19 protein-coding genes are annotated in these 26,853 nt (G+C 55.3%); 18 read left to right on the plus strand and 1 reads right to left on the minus strand.

The genetic code is table 11. The features are described 5' to 3' along the window. The first annotated feature begins 7 nt into the window (after nt 1-7). The 9 genes from dnaK to M1D70_RS08655 all read left to right on the plus strand — a co-directional run bounded on the left by dnaK (nt 8) and on the right by M1D70_RS08655 (nt 8,505). Nucleotides 8-1,846: a molecular chaperone DnaK gene (dnaK, locus tag M1D70_RS08615; RefSeq protein ID WP_009590812.1), complete on the plus strand. Its 1,839-nt coding sequence runs from the start codon at nt 8-10 to the stop codon at nt 1,844-1,846. 92 nt (nt 1,847-1,938) lie between these two features. Next, a complete protein-coding gene (gene dnaJ, locus M1D70_RS08620; protein ID WP_009590783.1) occupies nt 1,939-3,057 on the plus strand; it encodes a molecular chaperone DnaJ in 1,119 nt (372 codons plus the stop codon). 235 nt (nt 3,058-3,292) lie between these two features. Continuing rightward, complete coding sequence (locus M1D70_RS08625; protein WP_036666185.1) at nt 3,293-3,664, plus strand: hypothetical protein; 372 nt, start codon at nt 3,293-3,295, stop codon at nt 3,662-3,664. A gap of 50 nt (nt 3,665-3,714) precedes the next feature. After that, nucleotides 3,715-3,915, plus strand: a complete 201-nt coding sequence (locus tag M1D70_RS08630; RefSeq protein WP_009590798.1) for a YfhD family protein — start codon at nt 3,715-3,717, stop codon at nt 3,913-3,915. Nucleotides 3,916-4,100: 185 nt separating this feature from the next. Further along, the gene (gene prmA / locus M1D70_RS08635) at nt 4,101-5,078 is read left to right on the plus strand and encodes a 50S ribosomal protein L11 methyltransferase (RefSeq protein ID WP_009590801.1); all 978 of its coding nucleotides are present in this window, start codon (nt 4,101-4,103) and stop codon (nt 5,076-5,078) included. A 2-nt stretch (nt 5,079-5,080) separates the two neighbouring features. Beyond that, nucleotides 5,081-5,773: a site-2 protease family protein gene (locus M1D70_RS08640; RefSeq protein ID WP_009590815.1), complete on the plus strand. Its 693-nt coding sequence runs from the start codon at nt 5,081-5,083 to the stop codon at nt 5,771-5,773. 72 nt (nt 5,774-5,845) lie between these two features. Further along, a complete protein-coding gene (locus tag M1D70_RS08645; RefSeq protein ID WP_009590785.1) occupies nt 5,846-6,616 on the plus strand; it encodes an RsmE family RNA methyltransferase in 771 nt (256 codons plus the stop codon). Nucleotides 6,617-6,618: 2 nt separating this feature from the next. Next, complete coding sequence (gene mtaB / locus M1D70_RS08650; RefSeq protein WP_009590818.1) at nt 6,619-7,962, plus strand: tRNA (N(6)-L-threonylcarbamoyladenosine(37)-C(2))-methylthiotransferase MtaB; 1,344 nt, start codon at nt 6,619-6,621, stop codon at nt 7,960-7,962. Nucleotides 7,963-8,049: 87 nt separating this feature from the next. Further along, nucleotides 8,050-8,505, plus strand: coding sequence for an NUDIX hydrolase (locus tag M1D70_RS08655; RefSeq protein WP_009590811.1), 456 nt, complete (start codon nt 8,050-8,052; stop codon nt 8,503-8,505). On the opposite strand, the gene M1D70_RS08660 is transcribed toward M1D70_RS08655, so the two are convergent. After that, nucleotides 8,502-9,473: a Na/Pi cotransporter family protein gene (locus M1D70_RS08660; RefSeq protein ID WP_009590802.1), complete on the minus strand. Its 972-nt coding sequence runs from the start codon at nt 9,471-9,473 to the stop codon at nt 8,502-8,504. The two genes, M1D70_RS08655 and M1D70_RS08660, sit on opposite strands and share 4 nt — an antisense overlap. Before the next feature lie 209 nt (nt 9,474-9,682). Between M1D70_RS08660 and M1D70_RS08665 the strand changes: the two genes are divergently transcribed. The 9 genes from M1D70_RS08665 (at nt 9,683) to M1D70_RS08705 (ending at nt 26,777) form a co-directional block, all read left to right on the plus strand. Continuing rightward, entirely contained in the window at nt 9,683-11,056 is a 1,374-nt protein-coding gene (locus M1D70_RS08665) for a class I SAM-dependent rRNA methyltransferase (RefSeq protein ID WP_456289643.1), read from the plus strand. Nucleotides 11,057-11,361: 305 nt separating this feature from the next. Further along, nucleotides 11,362-14,892, plus strand: coding sequence for a helicase-exonuclease AddAB subunit AddB (addB, locus tag M1D70_RS08670; protein WP_456289644.1), 3,531 nt, complete (start codon nt 11,362-11,364; stop codon nt 14,890-14,892). A gap of 5 nt (nt 14,893-14,897) precedes the next feature. Continuing rightward, nucleotides 14,898-19,010, plus strand: coding sequence for a helicase-exonuclease AddAB subunit AddA (gene addA, locus M1D70_RS08675; protein WP_456290408.1), 4,113 nt, complete (start codon nt 14,898-14,900; stop codon nt 19,008-19,010). Between the two features lie 54 nt (nt 19,011-19,064). Next, entirely contained in the window at nt 19,065-20,249 is a 1,185-nt protein-coding gene (locus M1D70_RS08680) for an exonuclease SbcCD subunit D (RefSeq protein ID WP_009590799.1), read from the plus strand. A 1-nt stretch (nt 20,250) separates the two neighbouring features. Further along, nucleotides 20,251-23,694, plus strand: a complete 3,444-nt coding sequence (locus M1D70_RS08685) for an AAA family ATPase (RefSeq protein WP_456289645.1) — start codon at nt 20,251-20,253, stop codon at nt 23,692-23,694. A gap of 280 nt (nt 23,695-23,974) precedes the next feature. Continuing rightward, entirely contained in the window at nt 23,975-24,334 is a 360-nt protein-coding gene (locus M1D70_RS08690; RefSeq protein ID WP_009590808.1) for a histidine triad nucleotide-binding protein, read from the plus strand. A gap of 184 nt (nt 24,335-24,518) precedes the next feature. Beyond that, the gene (rpsU, locus tag M1D70_RS08695; protein WP_005547957.1) at nt 24,519-24,692 is read left to right on the plus strand and encodes a 30S ribosomal protein S21; all 174 of its coding nucleotides are present in this window, start codon (nt 24,519-24,521) and stop codon (nt 24,690-24,692) included. Between the two features lie 16 nt (nt 24,693-24,708). After that, nucleotides 24,709-25,149 (plus strand): GatB/YqeY domain-containing protein, encoded by a 441-nt coding sequence (locus tag M1D70_RS08700; protein ID WP_006209020.1) that lies wholly within the window; start codon nt 24,709-24,711, stop codon nt 25,147-25,149. A gap of 266 nt (nt 25,150-25,415) precedes the next feature. Next, nucleotides 25,416-26,777 carry an NfeD family protein gene (locus M1D70_RS08705; protein ID WP_456289646.1) on the plus strand — a complete coding sequence of 454 codons (1,362 nt, stop codon included), beginning with the start codon at nt 25,416-25,418 and terminating at the stop codon, nt 26,775-26,777. The last annotated feature ends 76 nt before the right edge of the window (nt 26,778-26,853 follow it).

Raw genomic sequence — 26,853 nt, forward strand, 5'->3', positions numbered from 1 at the left:
ATTTTACATGAGCAAAGTTATTGGTATCGACTTAGGAACAACCAACTCCTGCGTAGCCGTCATGGAGGGTGGGGAAGCGGTAGTTATCCCGAATCCGGAGGGTGCCCGCACAACCCCGTCGGTTGTCGGATTTAAGAAAGACGGCGAGCGCATCGTTGGGGATACAGCTAAACGTCAAGCGATCACCAACCCGGATCGCACGATCATCTCCATTAAACGCCATATGGGTACGAATCACAAAGAATCCATCGACGGCAAAGACTACACGCCGCAAGAAATCTCCGCCATCATTCTGCAGAAGCTGAAATCCGATGCGGAAGCATACCTGGGCCAGCCTGTAACTCAGGCAGTTATTACGGTACCCGCATACTTTAATGACAGCCAGCGTCAGGCAACCAAGGATGCCGGCAAAATCGCGGGCCTTGAAGTTCTGCGTATCGTCAACGAGCCGACGGCTGCGGCATTGGCTTACGGCATGGAGAAATCCGAAGACCAAACCATCCTGGTATATGACCTTGGCGGCGGTACATTCGACGTTTCCATTCTGGAACTGGGCGACGGCTTCTTCGAAGTAAAAGCAACCAGCGGGGACAACCAACTGGGCGGCGACGACTTCGACCAAGTGATCATTGACTACCTGGTAGCCGAATTCAAGAAAGAGCAAGGCATCGATCTGAGCAAAGACAAAGCAGCCGTTCAACGTTTGAAAGACGCAGCGGAAAAAGCGAAAAAGGAATTGTCCGGCGTACTGACAACAACGATCTCGCTGCCGTTCATCACGGTTGCAGACGGCGTTCCTCAGCACCTTGAGATCAACCTGACTCGCGCCAAATTCGAAGAATTGTCCGCTTCCCTTGTAGAGCGTACGCTTGGACCGACTCGTCAAGCGCTCAGCGATGCAGGCTTGACAGCGAACGATATTCATAAAATCGTCCTTGTCGGCGGTTCCACTCGTATTCCTGCCGTGCAGGAAGCGATCAAGAAATTGACGGGCAAAGAGCCTCATAAAGGCGTAAACCCGGATGAAGTGGTTGCGCTTGGAGCAGCGGTTCAAGCCGGCGTATTGACCGGTGACGTTAAAGACGTCGTATTGCTCGACGTGACCCCGCTGTCCCTCGGTATCGAAACCGCAGGCGGCGTATTCACCAAAATGATCGACCGCAACACGACGATTCCTACAAGCAAATCCCAAGTGTTCTCCACTTATGCGGATAACCAGCCGAGCGTGGAAATTCACGTGCTGCAAGGCGAGCGCGAAATGGCAGCCGGCAACAAAACGCTGGGACGCTTCATGCTCGGAGACATTCCTCCTGCACCGCGCGGCGTTCCGCAAATCGAAGTTACCTTCGATATCGATGCCAACGGGATCGTAAACGTGTCCGCAACGGATAAAGGTACAGGCAAGAGCCAGAAGATCACCATCACGTCCTCCAGCGGCCTGAGCGACGCTGAAGTTGAACAAATGATGAAAGACGCTGAGCTTCATGCCGAAGAAGACCGTAAACGCAAAGAGCTGGTGGAGGCTCGCAACAATGCCGACCAACTCGTGTACACGACCGAGAAAACACTCAAGGACCTGGGCGACAAAGTCGATGCTTCCGAAGTGGAAAAAGCAAACGAAGCGAAAGACAAAGTGAAGAAGGCGCTTGAATCCGATAACCTGGAAGAGATTAACGCTTCGGTAGAGGAGCTTACTCAAATCGTACAGCAGCTGTCCGTGAAGCTGTATGAGCAAGCGGCACAAGAACAACAAGGTGCTGAAGGTGCCGAGTCCGGCGCTCCTAAGAAAGACAACGTCGTGGATGCAGATTACGAGGTTGTTGACGAAGATAAAAACAAAGGTTAATCTGAATAGATTGTATGGGAAGGTCAAAGCTGCGCATCTTCGCACTTTGGCTTTCCTTATGTAAAGAGTAATAAAGAGATTGGGGTGAAACCGTGGCTGATAAGCGTGATTATTATGAGGTGCTCGGTGTCGGCAAGGATGCATCGGACGATGAGATCAAGAAGGCGTACCGCAAAATGGCCCGCCAGTATCATCCGGACGTGAACAAAGCGGCGGACGCGGAAGCCAAATTCAAGGAAGTGAAAGAGGCTTACGATGTATTGAGCGATGGTCAGAAGCGTGCGCGTTATGACCAGTACGGTCATATAGATCCGAACCAAGGCATGGGCGGAGGCGGTTTCTCCGGTGATTTCGGCGGTTTTGGAGATATATTCGATATGTTCTTTGGCGGCAATGGACGCCGTGATCCGAACGCGCCTCAGCGGGGAAACGATCTGCAATACACGATGACGGTTGAATTCAAGGAAGCCGTATTCGGCAAGGAAACGGACATTACCATTCCGAGAACGGAGACATGCGATACATGTCACGGCTCAGGAGCGAAGCCGGGCACGCAGCCGCATACCTGCTCGGTGTGTAACGGCAGCGGGCAGCAGGAGGTCGTGCAAAATACGCCGTTTGGACGTATGGTGAACCGCCGCGCCTGCTCGAACTGTAACGGAACCGGGAAGATCATCAAAGACCGCTGCTCGACTTGTAACGGCAACGGCAAGGTGAAGAAACAGCGCAAGATTCATGTTCGTGTACCTGCAGGCGTGGATGACGGAGCTCAGCTGCGCATGACGGGCGAAGGCGAAGGCGGATTCCGCGGCGGTCCGGCCGGCGACCTGTATATCGTAATCCGCGTGAAGCCGCATGACTTCTTTGAACGCGAAGGGGACGACATTTATTGCGAAGTGCCGCTTACCTTTGCCCAAGCCGCGCTTGGCGACGAGATCGAGATTCCGACGCTCACCGAGAAAGTGAAGCTGAAGATACCGGCCGGCACGCAGACGGGGACTTTCTTCCGCTTGAAAGGCAAAGGGGTGCCGCGGCTGCGCGGTATGGGACAGGGTGACCAGCATGTCAAGGTTGTGGTCATTACGCCAAGCAAGCTCAGCGATGAACAGAAAGAGCTGCTTCGTCAATTCGCTTCGCTTGATGGCGAACAGACCCATGAACAGGAACAGTCCTTTTTTGACCGTGTAAAAAAAGCTTTCCGCGGTGATTAATCCACGATAGGGGTAATTCCCTCATAGCATAGCAAAATAGCAAAAAGCAGCAGGCTCTAAAGGTTTCCCTACCTTTGGCCTGCTGCTTTTTGGTTTGTGGCAGAAGAAGCAGCAGGGATATCCCACTGCTTTACAGGTTCGTATCGCTCAAGAATAAAAGGTTTGACAATGAAGCAACCTAGGATAGTTCCATCTCGGAAGATGCAATCTTGAATAGGAAATGCAGGTGAATGAAGTGGCAGAGAAAAACATATTGGCTTATTTCAAAAGTCCGGAAGAAGCCCGGCATGCGGCCCGCAAATTGCAGTCGCTGCGCGTTGCCGATATGTCCATCGACCGGTTTAGCGCCGATCCCGGCGGGGAGCTCAACAATCCGATGAATCCGTTGACAGGCAACATCGCAAGCTTAACAACGATGACCTTAAATGCGGATATTTCGGGGCCGGGGGCCGGAATTCTCGGAGCTGCGGACCCATCGGCCAGCGGGATGAGCACCGGCGGTGAGGATGGAACCGAAGGCCGGGATATTTTGCTGACGGTTGTACTGGACGAAAGCGTCTTCCCGCAAGCCATGCGGTTAATCGAAGAATCCGGCGGCATGATTTAAGGTTCCAGTCGCCGCTCTGAGTGTTTATATCGGAAAGGAGAATAACACCCATGATGAGACGCGTAAAAAAAGGGAAGATCTCGAGCAAAACCGAGAAGATGATTGCGCTGCAGTCTGCCAAGGCGGAGGATGTTGAGTTTTCGGCTATGGAAGCCGATCACGATGATGTGGAAGCGCTTCGCAGAAGCGAGGCAGCGGATGAACGCCAATTGAAGAAAATTTTGGATGAAACCAGCAAAAATGTAGATTAATCGCTACCGATGTGGAATGTGGAAAAGCCCTCTTGCCTTCTTTTAATGGAGGTTATAGCAGGGCTTTTTTGAATTTGATGAATGACTTTGAAAAGTTTTCATGGTATTTTAGTGCAAACTTTGTATCCGGGGTCCTCAATATAGTACAATGATACTTACGTATGAAAGAGGAGGAACAATTGCACATGTTATGGCGTGAATTAACGATACATACCACGGAGGAAGCCGTGGAGATGATTACGAATTTCCTGCATGAAGCGGGAGCCGGGGGCGTTTCGATCGAGGAGTCCGGTACTACGAACAAAAAGCGGGACACCTCTCTGGGACAGTGGTTTGACGAGATCGTTCCGTTTAACGATATTCCTGAAGGCCAGGCCGTCATCAAAGGTTACTTCGACGAGACGGTGACGCTGGAAGCGATCCGCGATGAAATAACGCCGCGCGTCAATGAGCTGAAGGAATTCGGTATCGAAACGGGCGAAGTGCGGTATGAGATGAAGACGGTGGACGAGAATGATTGGGCTACGGCCTGGAAGCAGTATTTCAAACCGATCCGCGTCTCCGACAGGCTGACCATCAAACCGACGTGGGAAGAGTACACCCCGGAATCCGAGCACGAGTCCATCATCGAGCTGGACCCGGGCATGGCCTTCGGCACAGGAACGCATCCGACGACTTCGTTATGCTTGCGTACATTGGAGATGGTGATCAAGGGCGGAGAGGAAGTCATCGATGTCGGGACAGGCTCAGGCATACTCTCCATCGGCGCAGCGCATCTGGGCGCTTCACGAATTCTGGCTCTTGACCTCGATCCGGTCGCGGTATCCAGCGCGACGGAGAACACCCGCCTGAACGGCCTGGAAGACCGGATTACGGTGAAGGAAAGCGATCTGCTCTCCGTACTCACGGATTCGTCCGATGACTCGGATCTGGGCGTGACGCTGCCGGTACAAATCGTGGTGGCAAACATCTTGGCCGAGGTTATTCTGCTGTTCGTGGACGACGTATACCAGGCTCTTCAGCCGGGAGGGGCTTATATCGCTTCGGGCATTTACAAGAACAAGGAAGAGATCGTGGAGAAGGCATTGATTGCTTCCGGTTTCGAAATTGCGGATATTTGCCGCGAGGATGATTGGGTTGCATTCGTGGCGAGGAAGAACTGATTATGGATTTTTTGGACCAACTGCTATTTTACCCGTTGGAGCAGCTTCCTTTTTACCTGATTGCTTTGATCATCGCATTTACCGTGCATGAGTTCTCGCATGCCTATTTTGCCAATAAATTCGGAGACCCGACGGCCAAGCTGCTGGGCAGGGTCACGCTGAATCCGGCGGTGCATTTCGATTTTCTGGGGATTCTTCTTCTGCTGATTGCAGGTTTCGGCTGGGCACGGCCGGTGCCGGTCAATCGGGAGAACTTCAGCAACCCGCGCCGCATGAGCATCATTGTGGCTGCGGTCGGTCCGCTGAGCAACCTTCTCTTGGGAATACTGGGGGCGCTCATTTATGCCATTTTGTATCAAACAGGGATGATTCCTCCTGTCGGATTAACCAAGACGGATCAAGCGGTGCATTTGTTCTTTAATATTTTTATATTGCTCAATTTCTTTCTATGCCTGTTCAATCTGGTTCCACTGCCTCCGCTGGACGGCTACCGGATTCTGGAGAATGCGCTGCCGCCGCGTCTTAGCGCGAGGATTCAGAAGTTTGAGCAATGGTCGATCCTTTTCTTCCTGTTGATCATACTGTTGCCTGTGTTCCAGGATTATACGATCAAACCCCTGTACGATGCGGCACATGCACTGTCTTCCAAATTTTTGGACATGTTCATTATGATGACCGGCGGTTACCGGCTCTGATTTACTCTGGTCAGTTTGCGCGAAAAGTTGTATGATGGGGTTTGGCGATTTTTGAGTTAGGTGAGGATAGAGATGCAGCGATATTTTGTGACTCCCGCACAATTCGAGGGAGACCGTGTTGAGATTACGGGCGACGATGCCCGTCATATTGCCAAGGTCATGCGAGGCAGGCTTGGCGATAAATTGATCGTGAGCGACGGGGTATCCCGCGAGGCCTTGATGGAGATTGAGCGCATCGATGCAGGCAGCGTGTTTGCCGTTGTGATTGAACCCATGGAGATGTCGCAGGAACCGCGTCTGCAAGTGAGCATTGCCCAGAGTTTGCCGAAAGGCGACAAGATGGAGACCGTCATCCAAAAGTGCACCGAGATCGGCGCGGTGTCCTTTGTTCCCTTCCTGTCGGAAAGAACGATCGTTCAGTACGATGCCAAAAAGGAAGGAAAGCGGCTGGAGCGCTGGCGCAAAATCGCGAAGGAGGCGGCTGAACAGGCGCATCGCAACCGGATTCCGTCTGTTGAACAGCCTCTGACGTGGAAAAATCTGCTTGCAGCGTTTTCCGGCTATGATGCCGTATATTTTTGTTATGAAAAAGAGCAGGGCTCCCAGCTGAGGGACGTGCTGAAGCCTTTTGCAGAGCAGGCGCTGCGTGAATCGGCCAAGCCTGCCAGCTTGCTGCTGGTCGTTGGGCCCGAGGGCGGCTTTACGGAAGAGGAATGCCGAGCGGCCGAAGCTGCGGGAGCCGTAGCCGTTGGACTCGGAAGGCGGATCCTTCGCTGCGAGACCGCCGGCATGACGGCGCTGGCCTGCGCACTATACGAATCTGGAGAAATGGGGGGCGTTTGAACATGCCATCCGTAGCGTTTTATACGTTGGGTTGCAAAGTCAATTTTTACGATACCGAGGCCATCTGGCAATACTTCAAGAATGAAGGCTACGACCAGGTGGACTTCGAACAAACCGCTGATGTTTATTTGATTAACACCTGCCACGTTACCAACACAGGGGATAAGAAGAGCCGCCAGATGATCCGGCGCGCGGTTCGCCGAAATCCCGAGGCGATCGTGGCCGTAACGGGCTGTTATGCCCAAACCTCGCCAGCGGAAATTCTGGATATCCCGGGCGTGGATCTTGTCATCGGGAACCAGGATCGCGAGAAAATCATGGATTTCATTCATGACATCGAAAAGACGCGCCAGCCGATTAACGCCGTGCGCAATATCATGAAGACCCGGGTATTCGAGGAAATGGACGTACCGGATTTCGCGGAACGTACTCGCGCATTTCTGAAAATTCAGGACGGATGCAACAACTTCTGCACGTTCTGCATCATCCCTTGGTCCCGCGGTTTGTCGCGAAGCCGTGATCCGAAGAGCATCATCAAGCAGGCGCATCAGCTGGTCGGAGCGGGTTATAAGGAAATCGTGCTGACCGGTATCCACACCGGCGGATATGGGGATGATCTCGAGGATTACAGATTGTCCGATTTGCTGTGGGACCTTGACCGGGTTGACGGTTTGGAACGGATCCGCATCAGCTCCATTGAGGCAAGCCAGATCGATGAGAAGATGCTGGACGTGCTGAACCGCTCCAGTAAAATGTGCCGCCATCTTCACATTCCGCTCCAAGCGGGGGATGATACGGTACTGAAACGGATGCGCCGTAAATATACGACGGAAGAGTTCTATAACAAGATGGGCCTGATTCGTCAAGCGATGCCGGATGTGGGCATTACGACGGACGTCATCGTCGGCTTCCCTGGCGAAACGGAGGAAATGTTCCGGAACGGATATGACCTGATGAAGGCGATTCAGTTCTCGGAAATGCATGTATTCCCGTATTCGAAGCGTACCGGCACGCCGGCGGCACGAATGGAGGATCAGGTGGACGAGGAAGTGAAGAATGCGCGTGTGCACGATCTGATCGACTTGTCGGAGCAGCTCCAGCTTGCTTATGCCGAGCGTTTCGTGGGCCAGATTCTGAACGTGATACCGGAGCGCGAATACAAGGGTGCTCCCAAAGGCGGAAAGATGCAGGGTTACAGCGACAACTACCTGCAGCTTGTATTCAACGGATCGCCTGATCTCGAAGGCAAGCTGTGCCGCGTAAAAGTAACCAAAGCCGGTGTAAATGAATGCGAGGGCGAACTCCTCAGCGTCATGGATCATGGATTAAAGGCAGCTGCCCAGTAATATTCCATAGCGGCCATACCAGACAAGGATTTCATTTCCTGGCTACCGGAAGTGGAGTCCTTGTTGTACATGAAGGAGGAACAGGACATGGCATATACACAAATTTCCGCGGGCGGCGTTGTATACCGTTATCATGAAGGGGCGCTTCAGATCCAGCTCATTTTGGACCGTTATGGAAAAACCTCGCTTCCCAAAGGCAAGATGGAAGCCGGTGAATCCGTCGAGCAGACGGCTCTCCGAGAAATACGCGAGGAGACAGGTATAGTCGGATCCATCACTTCTCCAGTGGACATTATTGCATATAAATACCATCATCCCGAATTCGGCCAGGTCGACAAGGAAGTTCACTACTACCTGGTTAAGGCAGAAGGAGGCATCCTAAAACCCCAAATCGAGGAAATCAACGGGGTGGACTGGTTCGAGCCTCTTGCCGCATGGAGGAAGCAGCGGAGCAACGGGTACAATAACAACGATATCATCCTGCGTAAAGCGCTGATGCTGCTTGAAGTCGCTATTCCGGCGGATGAAGATATGAAATTTTAGGACTGCAACCGCTTATTCCAGAAAGGCAGATAGCATAGAGGTAGCGCGATCAGCGAGCATACGATGTTAAACAGGGTTTGCGCATGGGCGATTTGTCCGGCCGGATCTGCGGCTAACCATCCGGATACGGCGGTTAATCCCGCTGTGAACGGAATAAAGAGCAGGACTCCGCCGATATTAAGCCCCAAATGGGACCAAGCCACGAATCGTCCGGCACGGCTGCTGCCAATCGCTGCGATGAGCGCCGTCACGCAGGTGCCGACATTGGAGCCCAGCACGATCGCGACGCCGATCTCGGGAGGCAGCGCTCCGCTGGCAGCGAGCCCCATAGCCATGGCGATGACGGCGGCGCTGCTGTGCATCAAAGCCGTCAGGATCGCACCGGCTGCAATGCCCCAGAGGACGCTTTGCGAGGCGTGGTCAAGAAACCATTGGAACAACCCGAGGCTTTGAAGGGTCGGCCCAATGGATTGCATGATTTGTATCGCGAGCAGCACCAGCGAAAATCCGGCGACAGCGAGGCATAAAAATTGGCTGCGGATCAACTGGTTTTTTAACTTGTCGTGACTCGCAGGTACGCGCTCGCTGACAAGAACGGCTCCGACCCACAGCATCAGCGAGAGGACAAGCAGAGGCATGGCGGCTTGTCCGATCTGCAGGCTGATGAGTTCGGTGGTTACCGTCGTGCCGATGTTCGTGCCGAGAATAACGCCCAAGGTACCGGACAGGCTTAACAATCCGGCATTGGCAAAGCCTATCGCCAGCACGGTTACGGCGGTGCTGCTCTGCAGCAGGGCCGTGACCGCCGTGCTGGCAATCATGCCTTTCAGGGGCGTGGATGTCGCTTTATGGAGCCACTTATGCAAGAGCGGTCCGGCCCAGCGTTGGAGGGCGACCTCCATGACCTTCATGCCGAACAGAAACAGGACAAGACCATAACAGACGGGAAACCAGAGCGTGGATAGCATGATGTTCTCCTTTTTGTAAAATAAGGTGGGAGCGGAGTTTCCAGCAAAGCCGAAAGTCATCGATCATCGCAAGAAAACGATCTCTTCACGCGGTCGGGTAACTGTGAAAGCACGTCGGTCGACGTTTTTCTTAATTACGTATATGACCCTTGGCGGACATGCATGCCTATTGCAATAAACCAGGGGATAACTTTAAGGAGTGAAATACAGTGCCATCGGTTATTTTGGAGCGCAGTCGAAAAAAGAGACTGGAGCAGGGGCACCCTTGGGTGTATAAAAGCGAGATTGCTTCTGTCGAGGGCGAGCCCGAGCCGGGCGATATCGTATCGGTGTTCAACCACCAAGGCCGTTTTCTTGCCTCCGGGTATTACAATCCGTTATCACAAATCACCGTGCGCACCGTTTCGTATGAGCCGGTCGAGGCGATGGACAAGGCTTTTTTCGCAGCCAGATTCCAGGAATGCCTGAAACACCGGGAGCGGTTTATCGGAGACGAGAATGCTTACCGGCTGGTATACGGCGAGGCTGATTTTCTGCCGGGGCTGATCGTGGACCGTTTTGCCGACGTGCTGGTCGTGCAGCTACTGACGCTGGGCATGGATCGATGCCGTGCGGACATCGTGGAGGCGCTTGTCGAAGTGGTACAGCCGAAAGGAATTTACGAGCGCAGCGACGTTTCCATCCGGGAACTGGAAGGGCTGGAACAGCGCAAGGGAACTCTTTACGGGGAGTGTCCCCGCCACGTCATCGTGACGGAGAACGGCTTGAAGATCAAAGTGGATATCGAAGAAGGTCAGAAGACCGGATATTTCTTTGATCAGCGGGAGAACCGGGCATCCATCAAACCGTTAATGACCGGTTGGGGAAGCCGCAGCGGGATTACGCTTCAGCCCGTGGAGCGGGATGGCGAGACGAAGACCCTGCCGGTGAACAAAAGCGGAAAAGAAGTTACGTTCCCGTATTGGGACGGCGCAACGGTGCTGGAATGCTTTTCGCATACGGGCAGCTTCACGCTGCATGCATGCAAATACGGCGCCAAGAAAGTCACCTGTCTCGACATATCGGAGCATGCCATCGAAAGCGCCAAAGAGAACGTGGAATTGAACGGATTCCAGGATCGCGTGGAATTTGTGGTGGATGACGCCTTCCAATATTTGCGCAGCCAGGTAAAGGGTTTGGAAGAGCGCGAGCTGCGTGCCCAAGGGGACCAGAAAGTGGATACCTCGAAACCGTTGACCGCGGGCGGGGGGCGATCCTGGGACGTGGTCATTCTGGACCCGCCGGCGTTTGCCAAAACCAGGTCGGCCGTCAAGGGGGCTTGCCGCGGGTACAAGGACATCAACCTCCACGGCATGAAGCTGGTCAACGAGGGTGGATATCTGGTTACGGCAAGCTGCTCGTACCATATGCGGCCGGATTTGTTCCTGGAGACGATCCAGGATGCGGCGAAGGATGCCGGCAAAATTCTGAGATTGGTGGAATGGCGTGCGGCCGGCAAGGACCATCCGCAAATTCTCGGGGTCGACGAGGGACATTATTTGAAATTCGCCGTCTTTGAAGTGCGCAGCAAATCAAAACTGTAGACACCCCAGTTTGGCGGTTCATGTAAAGGATCTTGCAATGGTGGATAACCACGATGGCAGGGTCCTTTTTTATATGTCCGAAATCGTTGGGAATGGGAATGAAATCCAAACGTATGTTCCACCAATCAGGACTTATGTTATACTAGTAATCAGCATCTTTTTTGATAGGGTCGAACCATCACGCAAGATTTGACATACATTTTTGATCTTGAACTACTAGATTCAAAGGGCATGATTTCACCTGATAAGCAGCTGGTTTTGAAGGTGAATGAGTCTCTTTCGGCAAGATGTAAAGGAGGCATAGCATGGGCGTTCAATTTGTTATCGGCAGGTCGGGCAGCGGCAAGAGCACGTCGATCCGCCAAGAGATGATCGAACGGTTGGAGCATAATCCCAAGGGGGATCCGATGATCCTGATCGTTCCGGAGCAAGGGTCCTATGAAGCAGAGCACGCGCTCGTCAATGCGGGAGGCATTCGCGGAATGATGCGCGCGCAGGTGCTTAGCTTCCGCCGTTTGGCTTACCGGGTCATGCAGGAAACCGGCGGAGCCGCGAAAGTGGCGATCAGCGAGGAAGGAAAGCGTATGCTCCTGTATAAAATTCTGCGGAGGCGCAAGGAAGAGCTCCACATGTTCGGCGCCTCGGGAGAGCAGCATGGCTTTGTCGGCAAGCTGAGCGAGCTGTACACGGAAATGAAGCGCTATTGCATTGACGCCTCATGCGTGGAGGAGCAGCTGGGACAGATGGTATCCGGCTCCGGGAATTCACCGATGCTGCGGCGGAAGCTGGAGGACATCGTGACGGTCTTTCGCGATTTCGAGCTTGAAATTTCACGGTTTTACATGGATGAGGAAGACACGCTGGTCTCATTGGCTGAGGGTGTGACCGAATCGGAATATATCAAGCGTGCCGACATCTGGATCGACGGCTTCCACGGCTTTACGCCGCAGGAGTACCGGGTGCTGCGGGAGATCATCGCACACGCCAAGCGTGTGACGATCGCGCTGACGCTGGATAAGCCTTACAAGAACGGGACGGTTCCGCATGAGCTGGATCTCTTTCATCCTACTGCGGTGACGTACATAAAGCTCAAAGGGATTATCGATGAGATCGGGCTGGAGGCGGAGCACCGCATTCTTCATCCCGATGTTCTGCCGCGGTTTCAGGAATCTTCCATGCTTGCCCATCTCGAGCGCGGTTATGATCGGAAGAGACGCTGGGCGGAACCGGATGAAGGCCCAGACACAGCGAGCAGTCCAAACCGCGGGAGGAAAGGTCTGCTTTTACACGCTGCCAGCCATCGCCGGGCCGAAATCGAAGGAGCTCTGCGCGAAATGCTGCGGCTGGCACAGGAGGAAGGGGCAAGATACCGCGAAATGGCTGTTTTCGTCCGGAATATGGGGGACTATGAGCATCTGATGGGTCCTTTGTTCAGGGAATACGGCGTTCCTTATTTTCTCGATCAGAAGCGGAGCGAGCTTCACCATCCGCTGGTCGAGTTCATTCGCTCTGCGCTTGATGTCATCGGTCGCCGGTGGCGTTATGAGGACGTATTCCGCTGCGTGAAGACGGATCTGCTGCTGCCGCTGGACGGTTCGCTTACCCGTGAGGACATGGATCGTCTGGAAAACCATGTGCTGGCCTCCGGGATCCAGGGCACGCGCTGGACGGATGGCCGTCCCTGGAAGGGAATTCCGAGCCTCTCTTTAGAAGAGGGGGAAAGCGAGATCCGCAATCAGGACGGCATGGCCGCGATCGAGTACGCCAGGAAGGTGATAACGGAACCGCTGCATGCGTTCGAGAAGCGGATGAAAAAGGCTGCGAGCGCGATGGATCAGAGCACCGCGGTCTATCGGCTGCTGGAGGAGTGCGCTGTGCCCGAGAAGCTGGAGCTGTTAAGCCGGGCTGCACTGGATGCCGGGCGCCCTGAGGAAGCCCGGGAACATCGCCAGGTATGGGGAGCCGTGCTCGGCCTGCTCGACCAAATCGTCGAGATGATGGGCGCGGAGAAGCTAAGCACCGAATTGTTTACCGGCGTGCTGGGTACGGGACTTACGGAAATGAAAATGGCTCTTGTGCCTCCGTCTCTGGACCAGGTGCTCATCGGCAGCATGGACCGGACGCGGACGGGCGGGGTGAAATATGCTTTTCTTCTCGGCATTAACGACGGCGTGCTCCCGGCCCAGTTCCAGGATGACGGCATCCTGACCGAGCCGGAACGAGTTCGTCTTGAAGACCGCGGGCTGGAGCTTGCCCCGAGCATATCCCGAAGACTGCTGGATGAACGGTTTCTGATCTACAATGCGCTGACTTCGGCCAGCAAACAGCTGTGGGTCAGCTACCCTGCAGCGGATGATGAAGGCAAGCCGTTACTGCCATCCGAGGTGGTGCGGCATCTGAAGCTGATGTTCCAGCTGGAAGAGGAGCCTTTGTTTCCAAGACCGCATGCCGGGCAATCGGCCCTTGAGCAGGGGGGTTATGCGGTCCGTCCGGGCAAGACGCTTGCTTATTTAGCGGGCCGGCTTCGCGACTGGAGGAATGGGGAGGAGATCCCGGATTTGTGGTGGCATGTTTACAACTGGTATGCGGAGCAGCCGGGTTTGCGGCCCCGCCTTACGACCATGCTCTCCTCCTTGTCTTACCGGAATGAAGCCCGGCCTCTCAAGCTGGAAACCAGCAGACAGTTGTACGGAACGAAGCTGCAGACAAGCGTATCCCGGATGGAGCGCTTTGTTGCCTGCCCGTTCTCCCATTTTGCCTCCCATGGCTTGAAGCTGAAAGAGCGGCAGCTGTACAGGCTTCAGGCTCCCGACATCGGACAGCTGTTCCATGCTGCCTTGAGCAGCATGGCCGTCAAGTTCCAATCGCAGCATCGAAGCTGGGGAGACCTGACCGCCGAGGAATGCCTTCGCGAAGCGGAAGCGACCGTGGATCGGCTCGCACCCATGCTGCAGGGTGAAATCCTGCTCAGCTCCAAGCGGTACGGCTATATTTCGCGCAAGCTTAAAAACATCGTGGGCAGAGCGTCGGTCATATTGGGAGAGCAGGCGAGGCGCGGCAAATTCGAGCCGATCGGCCTTGAGCTTGATTTCGGTCCCGGAAAGCCGCTGCCACCCCTGGCGTTTGAATTGCCGAACGGGACCAAGATGGAGATTGTCGGGCGCATAGACCGGGTCGACATGGCCCGAGGCGAGCATGGCATCATGCTTCGGGTCATCGATTATAAATCGAGCCAGAAGGATCTGCGGCTGCATGAGGTCTATTACGGCCTATCCCTGCAGATGCTGACCTATCTGGACGTGCTGCTGACGTTTGCGGAGGAATGGCTGGGCGAGCAGGCCCTGCCTGCGGGAACCTTGTACTTCCACGTGCATGATCCGGTATTGCAGTCCGCCAACGGCATGACGCCGGAGCAGGCGGCGGAGGAGCTGCTCAAGCGCTACAAAATGAAAGGCCTGCTCCTGGCAGACCGCGAAGCGGTGTCCCTCATGGATTCGTTCCTTGAAAAAGGGCACTCTGCCATCCTGCCCGTCGCCGTCAAAACGGACGGCAGCTTCTACAGCAGCGCGGCCGTGGCAACGCCTGACCAGTGGGAGACCCTGTTGTCCGCCGTGCGGGAGAACATGCTGAACATCGGCTCCCGGATCACAGGCGGCGATGTCGCGATTAAACCGTACCGGATACAGCAGGAGACCGCCTGCACGTTCTGTTCTTTCCGGCCGGTATGTCAGTTCGACGACGCGATTGAGGGCAGCGAATACCAGCTGCTGGGCAAACCGGGCAAAGATCAGGTGTGGGATATGCTTGGACATCCGAAGGGAGGAGAGAGCCGGTGAGAGAGATGATAGCAAAACCCGAGGGAAGCATGTGGAGCGACGACCAGTGGAAAGCCATTGCGATGTCGGGCGACGATATGCTGGTTGCAGCTGCGGCAGGTTCAGGGAAAACCGCCGTGCTGGTTGAACGGATCATTCGCAAAATCCTGGACGATGCCGCCGGGTTCAGCGTAGATCGGCTGCTTGTGGCTACCTTCACGAAAGCCGCCGCTGCCGAAATGCGGGGACGGATCCGGGAAGCGCTGGACCGTGAGCTGGACCGGGATCCGGACAATGAGCATATCCGGCGTCAGCTCGCTTTGCTTGGAAGAGCGTCGATTACAACGCTGCACTCCTTCTGCATGGAAGTCATTCGGCGATATTATCAGTTAATACCGCTGGATCCGGGATTCCGCATCCTGAACGAACATGAGGCGGATTTAATGCGGCAGGATATGCTGGAGGAGCTGTTCGAGGAGAAATACGGAGAGGCGGAGGGGGACCCGGAAAGTCGGTTTCTGCGCTTGGCGGACTGGTTCAGCGGCGAGCGAACGGACGATGCGCTGTACCGTCTCGTGCAGCGTCTATACGATTTCTCCCGCAGCCATTCATGGCCGTCACACTGGCTTAGGGAGACAGCCGCCGGCTTTCAGGTGGCCGATACGGAAGCCCTTGGTAACACGCCATGGGTCCAGAGCATCTTGGCTGATGCACGCTTGGCTTTGAACGGAGCGGCAGGGCTGCTGCAGCAAGCCAAGGCAATTGCCATGCAGCCGGGAGGGCCAACACCGTATGCGGACAATCTCGATGAGGACTTGCGAATGGTGGCTTCCCTGCTGGAGGCCATCGATACTTCGCCGTGGGAATCGTTGTACGGCATTTTCCGCGAGGCGTCTTTTGGCAAGCTTAAATCCGTTCGAAAGGATGAGGTGCTGCCGGAGCTGCAGGAGCAGGTCAAGGAACTGCGCGACAACGTGAAGAAAATCGTAAATGAGCTGAAAAATGCATTGTTCGGCCGTCCGGCATCGGAGTTTTTGCGGGAGCTTCACACGGCAGCGCCGCTGATGATGGAGCTGTCCGAGACGGTTATCGCCTTTGGCGAGCGATACCGGGAGGCCAAGGCGGCCAAAGGCATGGTCGACTTTAATGACCTTGAGCATTACTGCCTCCATATACTTCGCCATCCCGATTCCGTGCCGGGACATATGATGCCTTCCGATGCGGCGATGGAATACCGCGAGCAGTTTGATGAAGTGCTGCTGGACGAATATCAAGATACGAACAGCGTGCAGGAAGACATCGTACGATTGATCTCCCGGGAAATGCCGGGCAACCGGTTTATGGTCGGCGACGTGAAGCAGAGTATTTATCGGTTCCGTCTGGCGGAACCGGGACTGTTTCTCGATAAGTACAAGACGTTTTCTTCCGGGACAGGCACGTCCCAAACGGGCATCCGAATTGATCTGGCCCGTAATTTCCGCAGTCGGATGGAAGTGGTGGACGCCGTCAATTTGCTGTTCCGGCAGATCATGAACGAATCGGTAGCCGAGATTGCCTATGATGAACGGGCCGAGCTTGTATGCGGAGCTTCTTTTCCGGAACGGGAAACGAACGGAGGCGCGAATCCCTACATGCCCGAAATGCTGCTGATCGACCGTGCCGGAAAAGGTCCGGAGGAGCAGTCCGATGAATCGGCTTCCGAAGAGGACGGGGTTCAGCTTGAGGCTGAGGCGCTCGAAATGGAAACCGCCCAGCTGGAAGCCCGTGCCATTGCCCGCAAAATCCGCGAAATTACAGGCGAAAGCGGAAAGCCGCTCATGGTTTACGATAAAGGGTTGAAAACGATGCGGCCCGCCGGGTATGGAGACATGGTCATTTTGCTGCGCTCCGCCATGGTTTGGGCACCGTTAATTATTGAGGAGTTAAGGCAGGAGGGAATACCGGCATTCGGCGAGCAGAACAAGGGATACTTTCAGGCTACGGAAGTGGAGATCATCTTATCGCTGCTGCAGGTGATCGATAATCCGCGGCAGGACATTCCTTTGGCTTCGGTATTGCGCTCGCCCATTCTCGGATTATCCGAGGAAGAGATGGCACAGGTGCGCCTGTGCGCGAAAGGGACTTATTACGATGCGCTGAAGGCGGCGGTCTCGTTAAGCGTCGCGCCGCCGGTCATGGATTCGGCACGCCCTAGGGGCTTCGTCGACGGAAAATGGACGCCGGGCGCAGGACTGGAAGGCCTGGCCGAAGCCGCCGCCGGTCATGAACTCGTAGCAGGCAGCCATCTTTCGGATGCCCCGCTAACGGCGGAAGGCCATGCTATCGAAATATCGGCGGAGCTTGGCGCCAAACTTGGATTGTTTATGGATCGGCTGCAGCGCTGGCGGCAGGAAGCGCGTCAGGGAAGCCTGAGCGATCTGATCTGGGGGATCTACAGCGAAACCGGATATTTGGATTGGGTTGGCGGCTTGCCCGGCGGCAAGCAGCGTCAGGGCAATCTGACCGCCCTATATGACCGGGCCGTGCAGTATGAACAGGACACGGCCTCCAGAGGGCTCTTCCGTTTTCTGACCTTTATCTCGCGTCTCCGCGAGCGCGGCGGGGATCTTGGCACCGCCGGAGGCACAGAAAGCCAGGGCAACGCGGTGCGCCTGATGACCATTCACAAGAGCAAGGGCCTGGAGTTTCCGGTCGTGTTCGTGGCGGGATTGTCCAAAAATTTCAATCAACAGGATTTGAACGCCCCCTTCCTGATGCATAAGGAGCTTGGCTTCGGACCGAAGTTCGTGGATGAAGGCATGCGCGTAAGCTACCCGACGCTGCCAAACCTGGCGATTCGGCGCAGATCGCAGCTGGAGCTGCTGGCCGAGGAGATGCGGGTGCTCTACGTTGCGCTTACACGGCCGAAAGAGAAGATGATCCTGGTCGGCACGGTGAAGGATTTGCCGAAAAAGGTGTCCGCTTGGGCACAGGCCGATTTTAACCCGGAGCTGCTTCTGCCGGATTACGTCCTTGCCCGGGGACGGAGCTACCTCGATTGGATCGGTCCGGCCGTGATACGGCATCCGTCTGCGGGCCCGCTCCGCGGACAGGCGGGATTGCCGGAGGAGACGAGCTCGCGCGCGTTAGCGGCAGACCGATCGCAATGGATATTCTCGATTGAAACGCCGGAATCCCTGGCGCAGGGCATGACCGGCATGAGCGATGACGTTCAGGCGGACAGCGAAAATCGGATGATGAAGCTGAATGCCCTGCGCAGGCTCGAGCCTGTTCCGGAATCTGCGATTGCCGAAGCGGAAGAGGAGGGGACAGATGTTCAGCGGGCTTCCATCGATCAGCGGTTGTCGTGGAATTATCGTTATGAAGCGGTCAGTCAAATATCGGCCAAAACGTCCGTAACGGAGATGAAAAAGCTGCTTGCCCTGCAGGACAGCCCCTCCTTGGATTTGTTGGAGGAACGGGCCGTGAAAAGCCAGAGCAGGGAAAGTATCGACGCAAGCACCTCCTTCACGCTGAGCCTGCGGCGGCCGAAATTTATGGAGTCCACGAAGCTGACGCCCGCCGAGCGGGGAACCGTATATCATACCATCATGCAGCATCTGCCGCTTCAACGGCTGGAAGACGCTGCAGAACCGACAGCGGAGATCGAAGAGACCATCCGTTACCTGGTGGAAAAGGAGATCATCACCGGTGAGCAGGCTTCCGCGGTGGAAGCAGCCGAGATTAGCAGCCTTTTTGATTGCGACCTTGGAAAACGGGTGCTGTCAGCAGAAGATGTCTGGCGCGAGATGCCGTTTTCCTATGCACTCCCAGCGGCAGAAGCTTATCAGGGGCTGGCTTTTCTGGACCCGATATCGGAACACTCGGCCCAAGGATTGCCCGAGATGGAGCTGCTGCGGGACGAAACGGTGCTGATCCAAGGGGTTGTGGACTGCATGTTCAGGCATAACGGCCGCCTTGTGCTGCTTGATTATAAGACCGACCGGGTGCTGGAGCATCGCGGCGGCCTGACGGCCTTGGCTGACCAGTATCGTTTTCAGCTGGACCTGTATGCAAAGGCTTTGGAGGATATTTTAGGCGAACCTGTGCATGAGAAATGGCTGTACTTTTTTGATGGGGGACATGCCGTACAGGTATAACCCTTCGGTAAGTTATGTTTTGTTAGACGTTTGAAGCGGGAGAGGAGATTATCGATGCGTATTTTGCATACCGGGGACTGGCATCTGGGGCGCACGCTCGAAGGCCGAAGCCGGCTTGCCGAGCAGGAGCGCTTTCTGGATGAACTGGTTAAGCTGGCGGACGATCAGCAGGCGGACCTGATCCTCATGGCGGGGGATGTTTATGATTCCGTGAATCCGCCTGCGTCAGCCGAGCAGCTGTTTTACGAAGCGGCCGCCAGACTTACGGAGGGAGGCCGCCCCATGGTGGTCATTGCAGGCAACCATGATCAGCCGGAGCGGGTTGCATCCGTTACGCCGCTTGTTGCAGCCAGAGGCATCACGCTGATAGGGACACCTATCGCCGATGCAGTAACGGTTGCCACAGCCCGTACCGGAGAAACGGCCAAGATCGCAGCTCTGCCCTACCCGTCAGAGGCCAGGCTCAACGAGCTGTTATCGGTCGACGGGGATGAGGATCAGCTTCGCCGCGCCTACAGCGACAGAGTCGGAAAACTGATGAGGATGATGGCAAGGGAATTTTCTCCGCAGACGGTCAATCTGGCGATGAGCCATATCTATGTCCTTGGCGGCGTCGAGAGCGATTCCGAGCGTCCGATTCAAGTCGGGGGAGCGTACACGGTCGATCCGTCGGCGCTCGCTGTCGGCGCTGCCTATACGGCGCTGGGTCACCTGCATCGTTCCCAGGCTGTGAAAGGGGAGGGGATGATCCGCTACAGCGGATCTCCGCTGGCCTACAGCTTCTCGGAAGCGGGACAGGCGAAATCGGTGACCATGGTTGACGTATCGCCGGGAGGAGCTCCCGTGATTGAGGAGCTGTTTCTCAGCAGCGGCCGCCCGCTTGTCCGATGGAAAGCCAAAGGCGGCTTGGATGAAGTCTACCGCTGGCTGGATGAGGGGCGCGATCCCGAGGCCTTCATTGATCTGGAGGTATCCTTAACGGAGGCCATGGGGCTTGCGGATATTCAGCGGCTGCGCAAGAGCCGGGACGGCATCGTCCACATTCGTCCGGTATACCCGGAGATGGAAGCGTTGGAGCTGGAGAGCGAGCGCTCAAGGCTGCCGCTGCCGGAACTGTTCCGAAAGTTCTACCAACGGCAAACCGGGGGGGCTGAGCCTGAGGATCACCTGGTCGATTTGTTTCTGGAGCTGGTTGAGGAAGAGGAGTCTGAGTCTGACGGAACGGAGGTGAAGTCTTAGAATGAAGCCGATTTTGTTGAAGTTATCCGGACTGCAGAGCTACCGAAGCACGCAGGAGATTGATTTCGAAACGTTGTGCGAAACCGGGCTCTTCGGTATTTTCGGACCGACGGGCAGCGGGAAATCCACGCTGCTGGATGCGATTACCTTAGCCATGTACGGAAAAGTGGAGCGCGCGGTTAACGGAACCCAGGGCATCATGAACCACTCGGAGGACGGCCTGTCCGTCTCCTTTACGTTTGAGTTGTCTTCCGCAGCCGGGCTGGAGCGATACCGGGTAGAGCGCAGGTTCAAACGGGTTAATGAGCTTTCCATCAGCAATACGGTGAGCCGTTTCATTCGCGTTACCCCCGAAGGGGATCAGGTGGTGGCGGATAAATTGGCCGAGGTCACCCGCTGCGTCGAAGAGAAAATCGGGCTCAAAATGGACGATTTTACCCGGGCGGTCGTGCTTCCGCAGGGAAAGTTCGCCGAATTCCTTTCCCTGAAGGGGAGCGAACGCCGGCAGATGCTGCAGCGGTTGTTCCATTTGGAACGGTACGGGGATCAGCTTGCGATCAAGCTCAGCCGCCGTGTTAAGGATACGGAGGGTTCTCTGAAATCGGTCGAAGCGGAACAGCAGGGTCTTGGAAGTGCAGGCAAGGAAGCTTTGGCGGAAGCGACGGCGGTGCTGGAACATGCCAAGAAACACGCGATGCTTTCCCGCAATCATCTCCAAGCCGCCATGGAAGCCCATGAAGCAATGGGAAAAATTCGCGAGCTGGATATGGAAAAGCGGCGGCTGCAGGGGAAGCTGGACGAGCTTGCCCAGCATGAGGAAGAGATGCAGCGGTTGGAACGCCGCCTTGAGCTGACAGGGGCTGCGGCCGCCGTTCTCCCCGCGCTTGAGGCATGGCGCGAATCCGGCAAGGCATGGGATCAGCGGCGGCGGACTGCCGAAGGGCTCCTGGCGCAAGCCGCGTCCGCCCAGCAGGCAGCCGAGCAGGCTGTGAAGGCGGATGAAGCCGCCCAAGCTGCGCTTCGGGCCGAGGAACCGAAGCTGGTGCTTCGGGAGCAGCAGCTGGAGCAGGCCGTTTTATTGCAGCGGGAACGTGATGCATTACGGGAAGAACTGGCCAAGCTGGATGCGCAGCGAACGAAAGCGCGCCAAGAGCGCGAAGGGATAACCGCTCTGCTTCATAAGGAGCAGGAGCTGCTTGAACGAGGCCGCAGGCGGCAGGAGGAGCTGCAGGGCAAGCTGAAAGGGCTGGAGACCCGTTCAGGGGAGCGCCAGGCGCTTCATCTGGCGATGCAGAAGGTTCAAGCCCTTGAGGCTGTCCGCAGGCAGAAGCAAAAGTCCGAGCTTGAACTGAAATCGCAGGAGGGCAAGCTGAGGGAGCTCGAGGCCAGAGTGGGCACCATGCAGAAGCAGGAGCAGGAGCTGCAGCGCGACTACATACAGCTCTCCATGCAGGCTGACAGCTTGCAGCGTGACGCAGCCGAAGCATCGGCATTTGCCGATCGGATCGCCGCTGCCGCAGTCGAGGTAAGCCAGGCGATGAGCCGATCGCTTCGGGACAGACAGCTTCATGCGTTGTCCCTTTCGCTGGCCGCCGAGCTCCGGGAAGGCGAGCCTTGTCCCGTGTGCGGAAGTCAGCATCATCCGCAACCGGCCGTTTCGGCAGGACAGCCTGAAGAGACTTTGGATGAGGGCATGGACCGGCTGACGCGGATCACGCATCAAATTCAGGAAGCCAGATTGACCCTGCGGGGGCAGCATAACGAAGCGGAGTCGCTGGCGAGTCAATCGCGTTCGCAGATCGACACTTTCGCAGACGGCGAATTGATTGACGCGAGTTCCTTCAGGCAGAGCGGATCGATGGAAGCGGCGGTATCCGCCATGCCTGTCGCTGAAGGGCCGTATGACGCGGAAAAGCTTGCTTCGGATACAGCCTGGCTTATAGAAGCGGCTGATGTTCAAGCTGCTGCCATCGGGCAATGCCGAGCTGAAGTTTCCAAGGCACAACAGAGTCTTCTGGCATGTCGGCAGGAGCTTATGAAACAGAGCGCCGCGCTGGAGAATGGACAAGCGGCAGAGCACCAGATGCGGGATCAGTTAGCCGGATTGGAAATCGAAGCTGCGGACATTTTGGCTTCCTGGCAGGAAAGCAATCCGGAATTTCCTTTGGAAGAGGCAGCTGCCCGTTTTCAGCTCATGCAGGAGAAGGACGCGGAATCCGAATCGATTAAGGAAGGGCTCGAGCGCAGCGTTCCATTCATCGAAGAGAAAAAGGAGGCCGTCCTCCGCTTGGAGCAGCAGCTGCTTGAGCTCGAAAAGCTGCTGATTCAATGGGATGCGCAGCGGGAAGGAAAGGCGGATGGCCTGAAGGATAAAGAAGAGCGGCTTCAGGCTTGGATCGGAGACCGGTCGGCCGAGGAAATGCTGGGCGAGTGCAGGACCAGGATGAAGCTGCTGAAGGAGTCCGCGGAACAAGCTAGGAGCGAATGCAGGAAGGCAGAGGAGACGGCTCGGCATGCAGCCAAGGAAGCGGCGCTTGCGGAACAGGCGGAAATAGCCGCGCAGGAGCAGCACGGGGCTGCCAAGCTTGCCTGGAAGAACCAGCTGGCCGCCTCTCCGTTCGCTACGGAGCATGCCGTCATGGAAGCCTGCTTGACCCCGGAAGAAAGCGAACGATGTGCCCAGCTCGTGAAAGCGCATCGGGACGGGCAGCGGGAATGGACGCTGAGGCTTCGCGACGTCGAACTGAAGCTTGGCTCCCGCCCGTTCCAAGAAGAGGACTGGGAACGGTGCACAGCCGAGCTTCAGGCGGCCCGTGCATCCGATGAGGAAGCGCTGCAGGCGAGAGCCCGGGCGGAGCGGGATTTGGAAGACTTGAACCAGCGTCACGTCCGGTTCATGGAATTGGAAGAGCGGCGTCTAAACCTCCAGCGAGAGAGCGAGCGCTTGTCCAAATTGCAGTCCTGCTTGCGCGGCAACGCGTTTGTTGAATATATTGCGGAAGAACAGCTGATGCAGGTGAGCCAGTCGGCCTCCCAGCGTCTTCGCTATTTGACCAAGCAACGCTACTCGCTTGAGGTGGATTCCGGCGGAGGCTTTGTCATTCGGGACGATGCCAACGGCGGCGTCCGGCGTCCGGTATCCACTTTATCCGGCGGCGAGACGTTCCTGACCTCATTGGCCTTGGCTTTGGCGCTCTCCGCCCAAATCCAGCTGCGCGGGCAATATCCGCTGCAATTCTTTTTCCTCGACGAAGGGTTCGGCACGCTGGATCCGGAGCTGCTGGAGACGGTCATCACCGCGCTTGAGCGCCTCCATACCGATAAGCTAACCGTCGGCATCATCAGCCATGTGCCCGAGCTTCGGGCCCGCCTGCCGCGCAAGCTGGTGGTACAGCCGGCGGAACAGGCGGGTGCGGGATCCCGGATAACAATTGAATCGATGTAGCCGCAAAACACAAGGCGGTGTGATTTAAATCACGGAAACAGCAACAAGGCACTGTTATAGTACAGATAAGCCGACATATAGAAGAAGCACCGGGCTGGCGCTTGATCATGAGAGATTCCTTTCTTTTCCCTTGCTCTCGTGATGAAGCGCCTCCTTACTGGACAGCTGCGTTCCAGGGGTGCTTCTCTTTTTTTATATGGATCATCTTCCATCGATTGGACGCACTGCCCGTTTTCTTATATGATAAAAGCATGTACACGTATGAAAGGGGTAACCGCGAATGGATTGTGTTTTTTGTAAAATCGTAGAGGGTGAGCTTCCTTCCACGAAGATACTCGAGAATGATAAGGTGCTCGTATTTCAAAACATCAACCCGGAAGCGCCGGTTCATGTCTTGATCATTCCAAAGAAGCATATCGCTTCCATGAACGATATCGAGGATGAGGACCTGCTGCTGATTGGCGAGATGCACAAAGCGGCTAAAGAGGCCGCGGCCAAGCTCGGCATTGCGGAGAGCGGTTATCGGTTAATTAACAACTGCGGTCGCGATGGGGAACAAACGGTGTTCCACGTGCACTATCACCTGATGGGCGGACGCCGATTAGGCGCATTAACCGGCATTTCCCCGGCTCATACATAATTTCTTGCATAGGAAGAAATATATCAGCCTCGCAGCGCATGGCCGCCGCGGGGGTGTTTCAATTGCACGGACTATCGTAAATTAAACGCCCAAGGTTGACACCCTATTTCGGTTTGCCCTATAATGAAGTTTGATGAACCGTGTTAATGCTCTTGGACGGTCTGGTCGGAGGGAGGGAAAACTGGTGTCTGAAACTAAAGTTCGCAAAAACGAGACAATTGATGCTGCACTTCGTCGCTTCAAGCGTTCCATTGCTAAAGATGGCGTATTGGCTGAAGTGAAGAAACGCAAGCATTATGAAAAGCCAAGCGTAAAGCGCAAGAAAAAGTCCGAGGCTGCTCGTAAGAGAAAGTTTTAGGAGGATCTGAACTAGCATGAATCTTAGCGAACGATTGAACGAAGATATGAAGCAAGCGATGAAGAGTAAGGACAAGTTCAAACTCTCAACGATTCGAATGGTTCGTTCGACGATAAAAAATCTTGAAATAGATTTGAAACGAAGTTTGGATGACAACGAAGTGCTTGATATTTTTAGTCGTGAAATCAAACAGCGCAAAGATGCCCTCCAAGAATTTGAAAAAGCGGGACGCGACGATCTTGCCGCCGATGCAAAAGCAGAAATTGAGCTCCTTAGCGCCTACCTCCCGGAACAGCTTACTGAAGAAGAAATTAAAGTCATTGTACAGCAGACCATCCAGGAAACCGGTGCTTCTTCAAAAGCCGAGATGGGTAAAGTAATGAGCGCTCTCATGCCGAAAGTTAAAGGGCGTGCAGACGGAAAGCTTGTCAATCAAGTTGTTCAACAATTTCTGTAACAACATAAGTGAAACACCCCTTGTTTTCTCAAGGGGTGTTTTTTCTTTGCCGTGAAGGAGCAGGGCTTGGAGAAGCCGAAGCGCCTTGATCGATGGTTTTTTCCATGGATGGGCATACTTTTTGAAACGAAATCGTTTCTGGTTCGTATTAACTACCATATGAGTGCAAGTAGATACATATGCTTATGCAAGAGGCAGGCCGCTGAACCCGTTTTGTCGAAATGAGGGTAGGGGTGGCCGAATGAAGTCGAAAAGGAGGGGGAAAAATGAGTGGAAAGTTGTGGATGCGCAGATTTCTGACGTTAACGGCAGCCGTCGTGATGATGCTGATATCGATCGGAATGTATGCAGCACCGATGAAATCCGCGATGGCGGCTAACATCGGGTCGGTGTACGTCATTCCGGTGAAGCAGCCGATCGAACGCGGCTTAACCAGCTTTATGGAGCGCGGTTTTAAGGAAGCCAAGGAAATGGCGGCAGGACTCATCGTCCTGGAAATCGATACGCCGGGCGGTCTTGTCGACCAAGCGGGTGAAATTGCCACCCTGATGAAGGACAGCGAGATTCCGATCGTGGCTTACATTACGGGCGATGCGGCATCGGCCGGCAGTTACATCGCACTCAATGCAGACAAGATTGCCATGTCCGAGGGCAGCATGATTGGCGCGGCTTATATGGTGGATGCCAGAGGCAATCGGATCGAGGATGCCAAGCTGGTTTCCTGGTGGAAAAGCAAAATGGCAGGAGCTGCCGAAGCGGGTGGTCGAAACAAAGAAATCGCGATGGGCATGGCAGATATCAATCTGAAGGTCGACATGCCTGAAATCGGTTTGACGAAGCAGCCTGGAGAGATTATTTCCTTGACGCATGATGAAGCGCTGAAGACAGGTTATGCGGACACGATTGCGAACAGCACCGAAGAGGTCATCACATGGATGGACTACTCCAAGCAGGACGTATTCCGGATGGAGCCGACGTTTTCGGAGAAGCTGGCTACATTTCTTACGCATCCCGGGGTCATGACGCTGCTGTTGTTCATCGGTATCGCCGGCGTGATTATCGAAGTCATTGTTCCTGGATTCGGCGTGCCGGGGATTCTTGGCGTGGTTGCATTCGTGCTTTATTTCTTCGGCAACCAGGTGGCCGGATTTGCCGGTTGGGAGACCTGGCTGCTGTTTGTGATCGGTATCGTGATGCTGGCGATGGAGCTGTTTGTGCCAAGCTTCGGGATACTGGGCATCATAGGCTCAGCCAGCTTGATTGCCGGCGTCGTCATGGCGGCCTATAGCACCTCTCATGTTGCTCTGTCCCTCGGGGTTGCAGCGGCATCGGCCCTGGTGGCCATCATTGTGGTTGCCCTCGTATTCAAGGAACGGGGAGTATGGCGCAAGTTCATACTCAGTGACAGCTTATCGAAGGAACAGGGGTATGTTCCGAATGAAGACAGGGATGTGCTGATCGGCCTGGTTGGAACTTCGATTACGCCGCTTCGGCCGGCTGGAACGATGGAACTTGAGGGACGGCGCCTTGATGTGGTTACCCTTGGCGGATTCATCGATTCCGGCCGACCGGTCCGCGTCATCAAGACGGACGGCACCCGAATTGTGGTAGAGGAAGAAAAAGGGTGAACCTCTGCGCGGAATTGTGTAGTATTAAAAGAGCCCGTGTTTAAACGTTCTACGTGATGAAGGCAAATATTCAATA

The organism is Paenibacillus sp. AK002, assembly GCF_053903045.1.